Source organism: Lacrimispora sp. BS-2, assembly GCF_040207125.1.
Classification (GTDB): domain Bacteria; phylum Bacillota; class Clostridia; order Lachnospirales; family Lachnospiraceae; genus Lacrimispora.
Genome location: NZ_CP157940.1, coordinates 1,113,463 through 1,130,721, shown reverse-complemented (window position 1 = coordinate 1,130,721; position 17,259 = coordinate 1,113,463). Strand labels below are relative to the sequence as shown.

The 17,259-nt window shown below is 46.7% G+C and carries 13 protein-coding genes; 4 read left to right on the top strand and 9 right to left on the bottom strand.

Features of this window, described 5'->3' with window-relative positions:
• Positions 1-12: 12 nt before the first annotated feature.
• The 4 genes from ABFV83_RS05345 to xdh are packed head-to-tail and all read left to right on the top strand — an operon-like array spanning position 13 to position 6,006.
• On the top strand, positions 13-2,139 hold the full coding sequence (locus ABFV83_RS05345; protein WP_349947902.1) for a xanthine dehydrogenase family protein molybdopterin-binding subunit: 2,127 nt from the start codon (positions 13-15) through the stop codon (positions 2,137-2,139).
• A complete protein-coding gene (locus ABFV83_RS05340) occupies positions 2,139-2,612 on the top strand; it encodes a (2Fe-2S)-binding protein (protein WP_349947901.1) in 474 nt (157 codons plus the stop codon). The genes ABFV83_RS05345 and ABFV83_RS05340 overlap by 1 nt, the downstream gene beginning before the upstream one ends.
• Positions 2,606-3,424: an FAD binding domain-containing protein gene (locus ABFV83_RS05335; protein ID WP_349947900.1), complete on the top strand. Its 819-nt coding sequence runs from the start codon at positions 2,606-2,608 to the stop codon at positions 3,422-3,424. Before ABFV83_RS05340 ends, ABFV83_RS05335 begins: the two co-directional genes overlap by 7 nt.
• A gap of 17 nt (positions 3,425-3,441) precedes the next feature.
• Positions 3,442-6,006 (top strand): selenium-dependent xanthine dehydrogenase, encoded by a 2,565-nt coding sequence (xdh, locus tag ABFV83_RS05330; RefSeq protein WP_349947899.1) that lies wholly within the window; start codon positions 3,442-3,444, stop codon positions 6,004-6,006.
• Between the two features lie 88 nt (positions 6,007-6,094).
• Here the strand turns inward: xdh and ABFV83_RS05325 are convergent, their stop codons facing one another.
• The 9 genes from ABFV83_RS05325 to ABFV83_RS05285 all read right to left on the bottom strand — a co-directional run bounded on the left by ABFV83_RS05325 (position 6,095) and on the right by ABFV83_RS05285 (position 17,230).
• Entirely contained in the window at positions 6,095-6,796 is a 702-nt protein-coding gene (locus tag ABFV83_RS05325) for a hypothetical protein (RefSeq protein ID WP_349947898.1), read from the bottom strand.
• A gap of 113 nt (positions 6,797-6,909) precedes the next feature.
• On the bottom strand, positions 6,910-7,545 hold the full coding sequence (locus tag ABFV83_RS05320) for a DUF4318 domain-containing protein (RefSeq protein WP_349947897.1): 636 nt from the start codon (positions 7,543-7,545) through the stop codon (positions 6,910-6,912).
• On the bottom strand, positions 7,538-7,996 hold the full coding sequence (locus ABFV83_RS05315) for a LytTR family DNA-binding domain-containing protein (RefSeq protein ID WP_349947896.1): 459 nt from the start codon (positions 7,994-7,996) through the stop codon (positions 7,538-7,540). Before ABFV83_RS05315 ends, ABFV83_RS05320 begins: the two co-directional genes overlap by 8 nt.
• 191 nt (positions 7,997-8,187) lie before the next feature.
• Positions 8,188-8,706 (bottom strand): anaerobic ribonucleoside-triphosphate reductase activating protein, encoded by a 519-nt coding sequence (nrdG, locus tag ABFV83_RS05310; protein ID WP_349947895.1) that lies wholly within the window; start codon positions 8,704-8,706, stop codon positions 8,188-8,190.
• Between the two features lie 10 nt (positions 8,707-8,716).
• Positions 8,717-10,846 carry an anaerobic ribonucleoside-triphosphate reductase gene (gene nrdD / locus ABFV83_RS05305; protein WP_349947894.1) on the bottom strand — a complete coding sequence of 710 codons (2,130 nt, stop codon included), beginning with the start codon at positions 10,844-10,846 and terminating at the stop codon, positions 8,717-8,719.
• A 114-nt stretch (positions 10,847-10,960) separates the two neighbouring features.
• On the bottom strand, positions 10,961-11,581 hold the full coding sequence (locus ABFV83_RS05300; RefSeq protein ID WP_349947893.1) for a flavodoxin family protein: 621 nt from the start codon (positions 11,579-11,581) through the stop codon (positions 10,961-10,963).
• Between the two features lie 28 nt (positions 11,582-11,609).
• Complete coding sequence (locus ABFV83_RS05295) at positions 11,610-14,753, bottom strand: SNF2 helicase associated domain-containing protein (RefSeq protein ID WP_349947892.1); 3,144 nt, start codon at positions 14,751-14,753, stop codon at positions 11,610-11,612.
• A gap of 23 nt (positions 14,754-14,776) precedes the next feature.
• On the bottom strand, positions 14,777-16,546 hold the full coding sequence (gene argS, locus ABFV83_RS05290) for an arginine--tRNA ligase (RefSeq protein ID WP_349947891.1): 1,770 nt from the start codon (positions 16,544-16,546) through the stop codon (positions 14,777-14,779).
• A 324-nt stretch (positions 16,547-16,870) separates the two neighbouring features.
• Positions 16,871-17,230 (bottom strand): hypothetical protein, encoded by a 360-nt coding sequence (locus ABFV83_RS05285; RefSeq protein ID WP_349947890.1) that lies wholly within the window; start codon positions 17,228-17,230, stop codon positions 16,871-16,873.
• Positions 17,231-17,259 lie beyond the last annotated feature (29 nt).

Sequence of the window (17,259 nt, the reverse complement as noted above, 5' to 3'; positions counted from 1 at the left end):
GGTATTGAAACAATGGAAAACATCAGTGAGCCAGTAGTTAAAAAAGATCATGAAGCAAAGATGACGGGCCGCTCTGTTTATGTAGGAGACTATGAAGATAATGGGGTTTTGGTAGGAAAAATGCTTCGTTCCAAGGTTGCCCGCGCAAGGCTTTCCCATGTAAATGTGCCACCGCTTCCCGATGGCTATTTTTACGTCGATAAGTCTGATGTCCCCGGTGACAACAATGTGAACATCGTCATGGATGATACGCCTGTTTATGCCCGGGAAACGGTAGAATACATCGGAGAACCCATCGGTATGGTAGTGGGGCCGGAAGAAGCTGTGGTGGACCGCATTCTGTCTGAGATCCAGGTTTCCTATGAAGAACTGGAACCTGTCCTGGATCTTGGCAATGCGGATACCGTTTTCTTTGACTACGAATATGGCAAAGGGGATATGGAGAAGGCCTTTGGTGAAGCTGATAAGGTCTATGAAGAAGAATTCACCACCGGTTATCAGGACCAGACCTATCTGGAAACCCAGGGAATGATGGCGGAACCTGAGGAAAACGGAAAAATGTTCATCCACGGTTCTCTCCAATGTGCCTATTACGTGCACGGAGCCATAATGCGGGCCCTTGGCTGCGGACCGGATCAGGTACATATCAAACAGGATGTGACCGGCGGAGGTTTCGGCGGAAAAGAGGCATTTCCGTCAATCCTCGGTTGTCAGGTAGCCGTAGCTGCCAGAAAGGCCGGTGCTCCCGTCCGCTGCATCTTTGACCGCCGGGAGGATTTGGAGTTTACCTCCAAGCGCCACCCTTCCCTCTGCAGATACAAGGTCGCCTTAAAGGATGGCAAAGTGACCGCCATGGACATTGATGTGAAATTCAACAGCGGCGCTTACACCACCCTTTCTGCCGTAGTGCTTCAGCGGGGTATTATCTGCTCAAACGGAATCTATAACATTGAGAACCTTCACGTAAGGGGAAGGGCCTTAAAAACCAACACCACTCCTACAGGAGCTTATCGGGGCTTCGGCGCTCCCCAGACATTTTTTGCAGTTGAAATGATGATGGACCACATTGCAATGGATCTTGGAATCGACAGCCTGGAATTTAAGGAAAAGCACATGGTTAAACAGGGGGACTCCACTTCCACCTCCGGAAAATACCATTTTCCTGTACCCATTCCTTCCATGATCGAAGAGATCGACCAGGCATGTGATTTCCGCAGAAAACACCGGGAATATGCAAAGCCGCAATCCGGCCGGTACCGCAGAGGGATAGGTATTTCCATGCATTTTCATGGCGCAGGATTTACCGGTTCCGGAGAACGGGACATCATCAAGGCCGTATGCAGGCTTCACAAATATCCTGACGGCACGGTGGAAATTCTGGCCTCCAATGGAGAAATCGGCCAGGGACTGCGTACAACCTTTCCCAAAATTGTTGCAAGGGAATTAAATCTTCCTCTTGATAAGGTCTATTACGATCATCCGGATACTGCCCGTGTCCCGGACTCAGGCCCTACCGTTGCCTCCCGCTCCCTCATGGTAGTAGGGGAACTGCTTCGCCGCTGTGCGATCAAGCTGCGCACCCAGTGGAAGGACGGAGAAGATCAGATCGTGGAGGAACGGTTTAAAGAACCTGATTTTGTCATTCCCTTCTACCTGGATAAATTCCAGGGCGATGCCTATCCAACCTATGCCTGGGGTGTCAATGCTGTAGAGGTGGAGGTGGATACCTATACTGGGCTGACAAAGGTCCTTGGAGCTTACGGCAATTTTGATGTAGGAACTCCCATTGACTACAACATTGTCATGGGACAGATGGAAGGCGGATTCCTTCAAGGGCTCGGTTATGCTTCTACCGAATTTATGGATTACGATCAGAAGGGAAGAATCCGGAACAATTCCTTCTCCGATTATTTAATACCCACTTCCGCCGATGTGACAAACTTAACATGTATGCTCCATGTGGAAAAATATCCTGACGGACCTTACGGGGCCAAAGGGGCCGGAGAACTGCCGCTGGTAGGGGTTCCTGCCGCTTATGTAGAGGCTGTGGAGCAGGCCCTGGGGCATGGAGTCAGGCTGAATCACGCCCCATTTACCGCAGAGGATACCATGAACGTGATTATGAAGGAGGGGTTATAATGGAAGCAATTAATTTTCTGTTAAACGGAAAGGAAACTGCCTATGACGGCAGTGCCGCTGACCGTCTTCTGGATGTGTTAAGAGATGACTTCCGTATGACCAGTGTCAAATGCGGATGCAAGGAAGGAGAATGCGGCGCCTGTTCCGTCCTGATGAACGGAATACTGGTCAACTCCTGCTGTGTAGCTATGGGCGCCGTGGAAGGTGCCAGTATTGTCACCTTGGAAGGATTCCGGGAAACCGGGCGGTTCGCCGTATTAAATAAAGCCTTTGCCGGTACATCGGCGGTGCAGTGCGGCTTCTGTATTCCGGGAATGGTCATGGCGGCTGAGGCCCTTTTAAGTAAGATTCCTCATCCCACGGACAGCCAGATACGGGAAGGCTTATCCGGAAACCTGTGCCGCTGCACCGGATACAATGCCATCGTAAATGCAATTCATATGGCTGCAAAGGAGGGAAATGGATTATGGTAAAGAGTTACAGACCGGCTTCCTTACAGGAAGCACTGGAAATAAGGAAAACTACAGATGCCGTTCCCTATGCAGGCGGCACAGACCTTATGGTAGAAAACAGAAAAGAAGTCTCCTATCTTTTCTTAAACGGATTGGATGAATTAAGACACATCCGGGAACAGGAGGATTATATTTCCATCGGTTCCTGTGTCACATTTACAGAGGCACTGGAATCCGGTCTTATCCCCCCGCTTATGAAAGAAGCTGTGGCAAAAATTGCTGCCCCCGCAATCCGGAATATGGGAACCTTTGGCGGTAACATCGGAAATGGATCTGCCAAAGCAGACTCCGTGCTGATTCTATTTGTCTGCGGTGCCAAAATACGTCTTGCCTCTGTCAGCGGACAGCGGACCGTAAACGTGGAAGACTTTTATCGGGGAAGAAAAAAACTGGATTTAAAGCCAGAGGAGCTGATCGTGGAGATACTCATCCCCAAACGTGGCCTGGATAACTATTATTATAAAAAAGTCGGCGGGCGAAACGCTCTTGCCATCTCCCGCGTTTCATTTGCAGGACTTATGACTTTAGAGAATGGACGGATTAAGCAAATGGCTGCCGCATTCGGCGCAGTATCCGATACGGTTCTCCGTTTTCAGGATTTAGAAGCCAGACTTTCCGGAAAAACCCTGAAAGAAGCCAGCGCTTTAAAAGAAGAACTGCTGTCTGCTTACGGGGAGCGCCTTGTATTGACCAGAGGCCGCGTATCTGCAGAATACCGAAAAGCAGTCTGTATGAACCTGCTTAAGGATTTCCTGGAAGAAGAAGGCATTTAGCCGAAAGGAGTTCACACATGTACATATTACACATCAATGGGCGGGACTACGAAACGCCCCACGACAAAAAGCTGCTACGCTTTTTACGTGATGACCTTCATCTGACCGCTACAAAGGATGGCTGCAGCGAAGGCGCCTGCGGAACCTGTACGGTTCTTATTGACGGAAAGAAAGTAAAGGCCTGTATCCCCAAAATCAGCACATTGGAGGGGAAAAATATTCTTACCGTAGAAGGAATTGACCCGGAAGAAATGAAGATTTATGAGCACTGCTTTGCAGAGGCAGGGGCTGTTCAATGCGGCTTCTGTATTCCAGGAATGGTCATTTCCGCCAAAAGCCTTCTTGATACCAATCTCACTCCTACAAGAGCTGAAGTTAAAAAGGCAATCAAGGGCAATTTATGCCGCTGTACCGGCTATAAAAAGATTGAAGATGCCATTCTTCTTGCTGCCGGCTTTTTCAGAGAGAAAATGGAGATTCCTCTTCCGCCTGCTGCCCTGCACATGAACGAATACTTTAAGCGCATTGATGCTGCAGAAAAAGTAAATGGAACCGGAATCTTTGCCGATGATATGTATCTGCCTGGCATGCTATACGCCAAGTGCCTGTATTCCAAGTATCCAAGGGCCATGATCAACCGGATCGACGTGTCAAAAGCGCTGGAGCACCCGGACTGTGTGGAAATCCTGACGAAAAAGGATGTGCCATGTAATAAGATCGGCCACATCAAGCAGGACTGGGATGTTCTCATGGGTGAAGGAGATATCACCCGCTACGTCGGAAATGCCCTGGCAGTCATTGCAGCCACCCGTGCAGAAGCCCTGGAAGAAATCCTGGCTCTCATTGACGTTGATTATACCGAACTTCCTGCCATCACCAGCCCTTATGAGGCTTTAAAGGGAGATGCTCCTCTCATTCATGAAGACGGCAACATCATGAGCCGTGCAAACCTGATACGGGGTAATGCAGATGAAGCCATTAAAAATTCAAAATATGTGGTTACAAGAAAATACAAAACCTCCTGGCAGGAGCACGGTTTCATGGAGCCGGAGTGCTGCGTGGCACTTCCTGAAGGAGAAGACGGTCTTCTGATTTATACTACCAGCCAGTCCATTTATGACGTCCAGAGAGAATGCGCCCAGATGCTGGGCCTTCCAAAAGAAAAGATCCATTGCCATGCACCTTTAGTAGGCGGCGGCTTCGGCGGCAAGGAGGACATGTCGGTACAGCAGTATGCTGCCTTAATGGCCTGGTATACCAAAAAACCTATTAAGATCAAATACAGCCGTCAGGAATCCTTAAATTACCATGTAAAACGCCATCCCATGGAAATGGAATTCACCACAGCCTGTGACGAAAACGGCCGTCTGACTGCCATGAAGGGTGTAATCATTGCCGATACGGGAGCTTATGCTTCTTTAGGAGGCCCAGTGCTCCACCGCGCCTGCACCCATGCAGCCGGTCCTTATAACTATCAGAACATTGATATCTTTGGTATGTCCGTTTATACCAACAACGTGGTTTCCGGCGCTTTCCGCGGATTTGGCGTAACCCAGAGCTGCTTTGCAACAGAAATGAATATCAACCTGCTGGCAGAAATGGCCGGTCTGGATCCCTGGGAAATCCGCAGACGGAATGCCATCAAGCCAGGCGATGTCCTTCCAAACGGACAGACTGCCGACCCCAATACCAATATGGAAGCCTGCCTTGACGCTGTAAAGGATATTTATTATTCCAATCCATATGCAGGAATTGCCTGCGGCTTTAAAAATGCCGGAACCGGAATGGGTAAAATGGATGTAGGCCGTGTCCTTCTTTCCATTGAGCAGGGAAAGGTTCACATCCGTACCTCTGCCTCCTGTATGGGCCAGGGAATCGGCCAAATGGCATTAACCGAAATCTGTCATGCATCCGGACTTGATCCTGCCCTTTTTATCTTTGAAGCGGCAGATACCATACGGACACCTAACTCCGGAACTTCCACTGCTTCCCGCCAGACGGTTGTCACAGGGGAGGCGGCCCGCAGAGCCGGTGAAAATCTGAGATGCGCCTTAGACAGAGGAAACAGTCTGGCAGACCTAGAAGGACAGGAATTCTTTGGAGAATATTCTGCACAAACAGACCCTCTGGGAGCGATCAAGGATAATCCTGTGAGCCACGTATCTTATTCCTATGGAACTCAGGTCATTATTTTAAATGAAGAAGGAAAGATCACCAAGGCAGTATCTGCCTTTGATGTAGGAACTCCTGTAAACATTCAATCGGTAGAAGGCCAGATTGAAGGCGGTATGATCATGGGAATCGGTTACGGCGTCACAGAAGAGTTTAAATGTGAAAACGGATATCCTGTCAGTAAATTCGGAACCATCGGATTTATGAGAGCAGACGAGGCACCTGAACTGGAAGTTATTCTCTGCCAGCCAAAGGAAGAGGATAAACTGCCTTATTCCTTTGGTGCCAAAGGATGCGGTGAATTGTGCATGATCCCTACCTCTCCCGCCTGTGCTCACGCTTACTACAGGCTGGATGGAGTATTCAGACAGAGCCTGCCGTTAAAGGGCACATATTATAGAAAGAAATAATAGTCTCTTTGAAAAACCTCCCCGTTATGAGAGTCGGATACAGATTCTCGCAGCGGGGAGGATTTTCTATTATTAGGTATTTCTACTATTACAGCAGCAGTTTCGCATAAAAAGCAGTCTGATTCTGGTTGACCATGATCTGAGCAGCAGTCTGAAGCTTTTCCAGGGCTTCCTGATCTGATTTCATGGTCTGGACAGCAGGTTCCATAAAATTGCCTGCATTTATATAAGACATGCCGCAGGGTATGGTTGTGGTAACCAGTTTGGCTGTTTCATAGCAGTCCCTCAAATAGCGTCCAAGACTTTCTCCGGACAGCCCTTTTGTATTTCCCCGGATGAAGCAGCCCCGTATGGATAGGAACCGCAATTTTCTGGCTTCTGCGGATAATTGGGATAACTCCTCCACCGGGAACCCCGGCAGTTTTCCATTGTCATATGCTTTTGGAATCACGGCAATTCCTACCACTTCCAGATGTCCCGGAGCCAGATATCCGGCTGCCGCTTCATTGATAAGCTCCATTTCTTTTAAACTGGAGACAACGAACCTGCACGTTCCAATGGCTGCTTTTATGGCTGCCGGCTCTTTATAAGGAACTGAGTAATAAATGTCGTTCTTATCCATTCCGGCCAGAGAAGCCAGACGGACCGATCCGCAGTCTTCCGCCTCCAATGCCCAGCCCTTCTTTATCAGATACTTCACAGTGTCTGTATCTACTTCTCCTTTATAAAGATACTGAAATCCGGGAAGCAGTTCTAAAACTGATTCAGCCTTTTCCATTCGATCATTCATATGAGTCTTCTCCTTATCCATTCCTGTTACTTTCAGGATAACCGATTTGAATCATATTTCAAGTTCTTTTTCCATAGATATCGGGGCTTAGAAGCTTCCCATCAAACGGTCTGTTAAAGCCTTGTGATGTCCATGGTGTATACAGCTCCCCCATAAGTGTAATAACTTTTCAAATCCACTTCATGAAGGACTCCGTCAATCTTCACCTCAGCCGGAATATCCCGTTTTATATATTCCAGGCACATTCGGTTCCTGATGCAGTAATCATCAAGGAGAGAGAAAAACTCTTCTTTTGAGCCGGGCTTTTCATTTAAGTCAATGACCAGGGTACGCCCTCCCTTTGCCATATTTAACTGGTTGGCAGTGCGCTTTGCATAAAGATAATTAAGCACCCACCTTCCAAAAAGAACGGCAGCATCCGATCCGATCATGTATCTTAAATAATCCGGAAGAAATTGAGCAAGGACTATTAAGAAGATCATCAAAATTTCATACCAGTATATAATAGCCATGCCCCTGAGCCAGCTTAAATCCATTTCCGGCAGCCGTTTAAAGAGCTGCAGCAGGCAGCCTGCTAAAAGATAAATAAGAAATATAAGGCCCAGGCGGTCCATGACCATCTCCAGACCTTGTCTTTCTGAAAAGAGCCAAAGTCCCATTAAAGCGCCGGCAAACAAGATCGTTCCCAGATCGGCCCCGGAAATCAAAATTTCCCAAAAAGCTTCTCTTTTCCCTTCATTCCTATTCATAATGCCTCACCTCCAAAATCCTGTCTTTTACTTCTTTTAAATATTTCCTGGAAATATAAGTTACCTGGGAATTTAACATGGAAACCTTCATAAGCCCATTCAGCATGGGGGTATAGTTCCTTACCTTATCTATGTTCATGATCACAGACTTGGATATCCGGATAAAATTAGACGGAAGAAACCGTTCCAGCTCATAAAGCCTCTTATTCAGCTCATAATTTTCCTGTTCCGTATGAACCACCTGCTTTTCTTTTACCGTTTCAATCAAATAAATCTCAGAACTTGGAACCCGGCAGATCTTTTCTCCCTTTTGACACATGAGCGTTACTGACTGAAATAAATCCTGTTCCAGATATTCCACAAGACGGTCCACTGTATCATCCCGCTCATGGATGTACAGATCCGCAGATTCTTCCGACTCACGGCTGATTGTTTTAATATTCACCTTCATACTGTTTCCTCCTGACTGCTAATTCATCATATCACATTTAAATCCGTATTCACAGGGTTTATGGGTAAGCGGCTGATTTTAAACGGTAAGAAGCATTGGGACTTGATTCATAGGATACAATTTCCCATGAATCAAAAAAACAGGATATTTTGCCTCCGCCTTTACGGCATGCAGCAAAATACCCTGTCTTTCTATTCCCAAAGCACAACCTTACCCAAAGCAAGGGATTCCTGTACTTTAATGATTCTCTGATTGGCTGACCCTCTAAACCGCAGCTTTAAATCCTTTTTTTCCACTTCAAACTTTCCGTCTACCAGAACATCCAGACAGTCTAAAATCCGCCTTGTCTCTGGAAGCCTTAAAGCCATGTCACCCAGGATATCCTTTTCAAAATCGTAGCCGGTGTAGCACCAGATCGTCTTTTCCGGAAAACGTTCCTTTACCTTCTCCACCAAAGACAGGATGCCCTTCTGATTTTTCGGATCCATGGGCTCTCCGCCAAGGAGGCTTAAGCCGGCAATGTAGGTATGGTCTAAATATTCCAATATCTTTGATCTGGTTTCCGGCCCATATTCCTGACCGTAATGAAAATCCCAGGCCTCGGAATTAAAGCACTCCCTGCAGCGGTGGGTACATCCGCTGACAAACAAAGATACCCTGACTCCCGGGCCATTGGCCACATCCGTAGGCTTTATGGTCGCATAATTCATGGCACACCTCCTACAGATGAAGGACCCTGGATTTGATCTCTTTTGTCTTTCCGGTATTCCAGAAATTCTCTCCCAGATAGCCGCAGGTTCTTCTGGTCACATTCATCCGCCTCTTATCCTTGTTATGGCACTGAGGGCATTCCCATTCCATATCGTCATTGATGATGATTTCACCGTCAAAACCGCATTCCTGGCAATAGTCTGATTTGGTATTAAACTCCGCATACTGGATGTTATCGTAAATGAATTTCACCACTTCTTCCATTGCCTCCAGATTGTTCTGCATGTTTGGAACCTCTACATAAGAAATGGATCCGCCGGAGGAAATCTTCTGGAACTGGCTTTCAAAGGAAAATTTGCTGAACGCATCAATGGACTCCCGTACATCAACGTGATAGGAGTTGGTATAATATCCCTTGTCCGTTACATCAGGTATGTTTCCGAATCGTTCCCTGTCAATTTTGGCAAACCGGTAGCAGAGAGATTCTGCCGGTGTTCCGTATAAGCCAAAGCCAAGGCCGGTCTGGTTTTTCCACTGGTCCACAGCCTCCCGCATGTGATTCATGACACGAAGAGCAAATTCCTCTCCTTCCGGAGTTGTCTGGCTTACCCCCTTCATAAGCTTTGTCATCTCATAAAGGCCGATGTATCCCAGAGATATGGTAGAATAGCCGTTGTGAAGCAGAGGGTCGATCTTTTCTCCCTTTTTAAGCCTTGCAATAGCGCCATACTGCCAGTGAATCGGGCTTACATCAGAAAGTGTGCCTTCCAGGGACTTATGCCTGCACATCAGGGCCTCATAGCACAGATTCAGACGTTCATCCAAAATCTTCCAAAAGGTGTCTTCATCTCCCTTTGCAAGGATACCGATCTGGGGCAGGTTAAGGCTTACCACTCCCTGATTAAACCTTCCCTCAAACTTGTAATTGCCGTTCTCATCCTTCCATGTAGACAGGAAACTCCGGCAGCCCATGCAGCTGAATACATTCCCTTCGTAATTTTCCCTCATTTTCTTAGCAGAAATATAATCCGGATACATGCGCTTGGAGGAGCATTTCACCGCCAGCTTTGTTATGTAATCATATCTTCCGCCCTTTAAGCAGTTATTCTCATCTAAAACATAGATCAGCTTAGGAAATGCAGGAGTGACATAAACGCCTGCTTCGTTCTTGATCCCCTCAAGCCTCTGGCGGAGGACTTCTTCCACGATCAGAGCATTTTCCTTTATGTATTCGTCGTTTTCATCAAGGAATAAGAACAGGGTCACAAATGGGGCCTGTCCGTTGGTGGTCATTAAGGTGTTGATCTGGTACTGAATGGTCTGCACACCGGATTTCAGCTCATCTCTCAGACGGACGGCAGCCATTTTTTCCACCATCTCAGGAGTGACCGTATCCCCGAATTCTTCCCGGATCTGCTTAAGGAATTTATCATTGCTTTTCCTTAAATATTTTCCCAAATGCCGGATATCTACGGACTGGCCGCCATACTGATTGCTGGCAACAGCCGCAATGATCTGGGTCATGACAGTACACGCCACCTGAAAGCTCTTAGGGCTCTCAATCATCTTTTCGTTCATCACGGTGCCGTTGTCCAGCATATCGCCGATATTGATCAGACAGCAGTTAAAAATCGGCTGAACAAAATAATCTGTATCATGGAAGTGAATGGCTCCCTGGTCATGGGCAAGAGAAATCCGCTCTGGAAGCAGCATCCTTCTGGTTAAGTCCCTGGACACCTCTCCTGCGATGTAATCTCTCTGAGTAGATGCCAGAATGGTATTCTTGTTGGAGTTTTCCTCTGCCAGCTCCTTGTTCTCATTCTTAATCAGCTTTAAGATGGACTCATCGGTTGTATTTGCCTTCCGAAGCAAGGCCCTCTGGTAACGGTAAATGATGTATTTTTTGGAAAGCGTATATTTGTTCTTATTTACCAGACTGCTCTCGATCATGTCCTGAATGGCTTCCACACTGATCACGCCATCGTATTCTTTCTCTACATGATCCAGGATTGCATCAATCATTTCCTCCCCGGCCCGTTCAGAAACTTCCACCTCTGCATTGGCTTTCCGAATGGCTGTAATGATTTTTTCCCTGTCATATTCCACAATTCTGCCGTCACGTTTTTGAACTTTAATCATCCCTGTCACCTTAACCTCTTCTATATTTTGTACCTTTGAAATTTGAATCACTACATATAGTGCCTATCTCATTATACACTACAAATAAAAAAAGTAAAGGGGATTTTTTCCACCTTAGCGGATAAAATTTGTTCTGGGAATTTCTTCCCAGGCAGGGAGGCTGATTCCTGCGGCCTTTCCCACCTCCAGACATTTTAAAAGCCATGCCATATTCTTTCCGAGAGTTCTCATGGTGTGAAGTCCCTCCAAATCCTGCTCCACCTCCTGAGGCGTAAATCCGTGAACCATGTTCCAGTAAGAGGATGAAACCACCGGCATCTGGGCAATGGTAAAATATTTGTTCAAAACATCGAGGGAAGCAGTGGTCCCTGCCCTGCGGGCGGAAACAACCGCTGCTCCCGGCTTATAAGCAAAGTTTCTTCCCGCATAAAATAAGCGGTCCAGGAAGGAAAGCACTGTGCCGTTGGGAGAAGCATAGTGAACCGGGGAACCTACAATCAGCCCTGCCGCTGTTTCCATCTTATCCAGCACCTGATTAACCATGTCATAAGTAAATACGCACCTTCCGGTTTCCGAACACTTCTGACAGGCAATACAGCCATGGACAGACTGGCTCCCGACATGAAGAATTTCTGTTTCAATGCCTTCCCCATTCAAAGCCCATTCCACCTCAAGAAGGGCGCGGTTGGTACAGCCTCTCTCATGAGGGCTTCCATTTAACATTAGTACTTTCATCACTCATCCATCCTTTCATTTAAATTCTCTAAATATCCAAAAGCCCCAACAGATCCTCTTTGGTCAAATTACTCAAGGACACGGTTCCCTCTGTAATAATCTGTTCTGCCAAATCCTTCTTGGATTCCTGCAGCTTTAAAATATTCTCCTCAATTGTCCCCTTTGTGATCAGCTTAAATACACTTACCTGCTTTTCCTGGCCGATCCGGTGGGCCCGGTCCGTGGCCTGGTTCTGAGCCGCCACATTCCACCATGGATCAAAGTGTATGACCACGTCTGCCGCAGTCAGGTTAAGTCCTGTTCCGCCTGCCTTTAAAGAAATAAGAAACAGGGGGATCCCATCATCTTTAAAAGAATTTACCATATGAAGCCTATCCTCTTTGGGAGTTGCTCCGGTCAGCATGTAGTAAGGAATTGCTTCTTTTTTCAGCCTTTTTGCGATTACATCCAGCATGGAGGTAAATTGGGAAAAGAGCAGGATCTTATGTCCTCCCTCTACCCCGTTCCGGATCAGGTCAATGCAGGTTTCCAGCTTTGCTGATCCCCCTTTGTAATTCTCATAACATAACTGAGGATCGCAGCAGATCTGCCGGAGCCTGGTAAGGGCCCCAAGGATCTGGATGTTATCCCGTCCAGACTTGTCTGCCAGATTTTCAAGCTCCTGCTTTAAGCGGAATGCATTTGCCGTATACAGCTCCTTCTGTTCCTTATCAAAAGCGGAATAAACAATTGTTTCCAGCTTATCCGGCAGTTCTTTTAAAACGTCTTTCTTAAGCCGCCTTAAAAGAAAGGGGCCGATCAGGCGGTGAAGGCTCTCCAGCGCCGTTTTTTCCTGGTCCCTGACAATGGGCAGTTCATACTCCTTTTTAAACTTCCGGTAGGTGAAGAGAAATCCCGGCATCAGAAAATCGAAAATGCTCCACAGCTCTGACAAACGGTTTTCAATAGGAGTGCCCGTCAAGGCGAACCGGTTCCCGGCATCAATGCTCTTTACCGCTCTTGCACTCTGGGTGGACGCATTTTTGATATACTGGGCCTCATCAATGATCTGAAAGCGGAAAGACTTGTCCTTATAAAGATCAATATCCCGTTTTAATAAATCATAGGAAGTAATCAGCACATCTTTTTCATCCGTGTCCATTAACAGCTCTTCCCGTTCTCCTGCCTGGCCGGTGATTGTCGCGACTTTAAGAGAAGGGGCAAAGATATGAAATTCATTCTCCCAGTTGTATACCAGGGATGCCGGGCAAACCACAAGGGAGGTGGTATGTTCCTTTTTTTCTGCTTCATCAAGGAGCAGGGTCATGACCTGAAGGGTCTTTCCAAGGCCCATATCATCGGCCAGGATTCCACCAAAGCCGTAGCTGTCCAGGGTCTTAAGCCAGCGGTATCCTGTCTTTTGATACCCTCTCAGCACATGGCGGAGGGACTGGGGAATCTCAAAATCACTGTCCTCCACAGACTTCATCCCCCGGACCACCGCTTTATAAAGCTGGTCCCGGTAAAGGGTTATGCCGCTTCCCTCTTTCAGGATACTGTCCAGATAAAGAGCCCTGTATTTGGGAAGGCGGAAAGACTTGTTTAACATATCAGGGTCAGCGGACAACCCCTCGATCAGCTTTGCAACGGTCATAAGACCGTTGTCATCAAGGCTTATAAATTCCCCGCTTTTTAAGCGGTAATATTTCTTTTTCTGGCTGTACACCTCCAAAAGCCTGCTTAAATCCTCTCCTGTCAGCCCGTCCGTATCCACGTCCAGTTCCAGCCAGTTCCCCACGCTCCTGACCCCGATGGATACCTTGGGAGGAGGCAGGATCTTTATCTTTTTAAAGGATTCAGAAAAATAAACCTCTCCCAATGCCATGAACTCACTCATCCCTGACGTAAGTAACCGGTATACAGCGTCCTCATCATCCCGAATAGCCGGATATTCTGATTCATATTCCTTATATTTAAAATACCGGGTAATCAGACGGCTGATGCGGAACTCTCCCGGTATATCCCGGCACACGGTACGGGGCAGGCGCTCGTCCTCTACCGGCTGGAAAGAATAATCCCCATAGGAAAGGGTCGGTTTTAAAATCAGCCCGCCCTGGCCGTCGGAATCAAAATCAAACCTTGCCTTCAGCTCTTCCGGCTTATAAGCTTCCAGATCCACTTCTTTGGAATCAATGGTGCAGTAACCTGCAATTCTCTTTAAAACCCGTTCATAAAAAAGAGGCATATCCTTGTTATTGATTTCCGTTTCATAGGAGGGTTTAAACCCTTCCATCATCTGCCCCAAAAATACGGAAAGAGCCTCGCTGCAGGACTGGTCGCAGCAGTATAAGTGTTTCATATCTGCAAGATATAAACGGTGCTCCCCTTCAAAGACCAAAAGCTCCCGGTCAATGGATACCAATATCCCATCCCGGCCCTGGCGATTTACCGTAACCTTTAAGTCCGGATTTCGGTCAACGATCGCAAGCTGCCGCTTCTTGCCCTTGTAATCCTCAAATTCCAGGGTTTCTCCCATCATGATTCCAAAAAAACGGTCCCGGTTTGCACGGCTTAAATTTAAAAGCCGCAGAACAGGCTTTGTGGAAAAGGAACTTTTCTGGAACTGTTCATAATGCTCACAATACGCATTCACAATCTCCTGTACAAATTCCAGAAGGGGACGGCTTTCTTTGGCAAAGGCAGAAGGTGTGTGATGAAATGCCAGATTTTTGCCGTATTCCACATAGGTTCCATTTTGCACCGCATTTGCAAAAGCAGCCAGATCCTTCACCATGTAAAGCCGGTCCCTACCCAGCTTAAACTCCAGCTTCACTTCCCTTCGGCTGACCAGGAGAGATACAGAAAGCTTTACCTGCTCCTCTTCTCCCTCGCTCATGATCCGGGACACCTCCCGATTGGTATATTCCCGAATCATGGCTCTCGCCTGCTGGGAAGTGGTCACCGGCCTTCCAGAGTTTGATTCCAGTTCTTTATACACATCAAACAGAACTTTGCAGTGAGGACACATGCCGAGGTAGGAATTTCCCTGGGCACAGGAACAAGAGTAGTCAAAAACCTGACTACCCTTGATATGCAGATTTGCCTTATATTCTTTTCCCTGATCTTCCACCAGGGCACTGACACCTGATTCGCCTTTCCAGAAGGTATTTGTCGTCAAGTGTGATACTTTCATAGTTTCTCACATCCGTTCACCATTTACATTCGTTCCGGCGCCTCAATTCCAAGTACGCCAATGCATGCATTTAATACATCCTTAGTAAGCCTGATTAAGCGGATCCAGGATGCCTGCCGTTTTTTATCCTCTTCGGATATGATCTTGGTATCGTGGTAAAAGCGGTTAAATGCATTGGCAAGCTCATAAATGTACTGGCATATTTTATGGGGCGCAAGCTCCGTAAAGGCTGTTTCCATGATTTCATTGTATCTGGAAAGCTGGAGCATCAGATCTTTTTCCGCCTCTGATGCGGCTGCAAGAATCCGTTCCTCACCCTGATATTTGTCCTCAAGGCCCTGGTATTTTGCAAGAATGGACTTAATTCTTACGATGGTATAAAGGATGTAAGGGCCGGTATTTCCCTCAAAAGATACGAAACGGTCCATGTCAAACACATAGTCCTTAGAAGCCTGATTGGAAAGATCCCCATACTTTAAGGCTGCCATTCCCACGATCTTAGATGTTTCTTCCGCTTCTTTCTCAGAAACGGTACGATTCTCCATGATCTTTTCATAAGCTGCCTGACTGATGTCCGATATCAGTGTCTCCAGACGCATGACTCCGCCATCCCTTGTCTTAAAGGGCTTTCCGTCTTTTCCGTTCATGGTTCCGAAGCAAAGATGGGACATTTTCTTATCCAGTGATACAAAGCCAGCCTTTTTTGCCACACGGAACACCTGGACGAAATGCAGCTCCTGACGCTTATCCGTAATATAGATGTACCAGTCAGGTTTAATCTCTTTCTCCCGCTCAATGATGGTTCCAAGATCAGAGGTGGAATAAAGGGCCGCACCGTCTGACTTTCTCACAATACAGGGAGGAAGCTCTTTGGTATCCCCCTCTTCCCCTATATCCACAACAAGAGCTCCCTGGCTTTCATAAGCAAGGCCCTTGTCTTCCAGTTCCTTAATCAAACCGGCAATATAGGGTTCTGCATCGCTTTCCCCTTTCCATAAATCAAAGGTAACATTGAGATTTCCGTAATTTTTCTTTAAATCAGAAACAGAAACTTCTATAATATGCTGCCAGATGGCACGGTAAGGCCGGAACCCATTTTGCAGCTTTAAAGTGGCGTCATGAGCTCTTGCGCTGAATTCTTCATTTGATTTGGCTTTTGAACTGGCCGCCGGATATATCTCTTCCAACTCACTGATGGTAAAGGGTGCTTCCTTTGGATACTCCCCTTCATAGGATTCATCAAAATAAGGAAGCTCCGGTTTTCTGTCCTTAAGCTCCTCAATAATCAGTCCCATCTGAAGGCCCCAGTCTCCCAGGTGAACATCTCCAATGACCTGATGGCCAAGAAAACGGCCCATTCTCTTAATGCTTTCCCCGATAATGGCGGAACGGAGATGGCCCACGTGCAAAGGCTTTGCCACATTAGCTCCGCCGTAATCCACCACAATTGTCATGGGATTTTCTGTTCTTTCACAACCGCACTGTTCTTCATCAGACATGCCGTTCATATATTCTGCCAGATAATCGGAGTCAAGCTTTAAATTGATAAATCCCGGCATCACAGCATCCACCGCAGCAAATACCTGGCTTTTCGTAAGCTTTGCCACCGCTTCCGTTGCAATGTCAAAAGGTTTCTTTTTATAAGCCTTAGCTGCTGCCATGGCTCCGTTACACTGGTATTCGCAAAGGTCCGGACGATTGGATAAGGTTACCTTTGCATAAGCCTCATCATATCCGCAGTCCGCAAATGCTGCCTTCATCTCTGCTGTAATCAAATCAAGAATCTTCTTCATCAGTTCCTGGTCTCCTTTTTCTATTCCAGATATTTCTACGCTAAATATTAATTATATTACAATTAATCTTAAAAATCAAATTCTTTTCCCTTTTCTTTTCCAAAAACGTACTGCTCCATGGTATTCAGCCACCTGGACAGGAAAGAGGAATCCGGTAATAAAATAAGCGCCTTTTTAAGTTAAGAGGATGGCACAATCCTTATCTTTTCCCAAAAAGGTGCTTTCTTTTTACTATTTTATAATATTTACCTTTTATCCCTGCAATATTCCCTCATTGCATTTCCCCGCAGTATTTCCGGCAATAACGGGCCAGCGCTTCTCATCTTACATATATTCCAGCTCCTCCAGATATTTTACCCCTTTTATTCCGCTCATTTTCTGAATCGCTTCTATATGATTCACCGGCATATCCATCTTCACCCAAAAGGTGGCGCCCACATAGTCCGTATAACCTTCTCTGGAGTTGACTTCCAGATCATCCAGCTGGCAGCCCATTTCCCGGAGCTGTTGGATAAAATTTCCCATGGACTCCATGGTTTTAAACTCCGCAGAGAAATGGATGTGGTTGGAGCGCAGGCATAAGTAACGGTCTATTTTTTGCATCAGGGACATGATGAGAAGAAGGAATATGCCGGTCAGCACAGATACCAGATTAATGCTTTCAAATATATCCCCGTTTGGCATCAATATTCCCCCTTCCAATATACGATGTT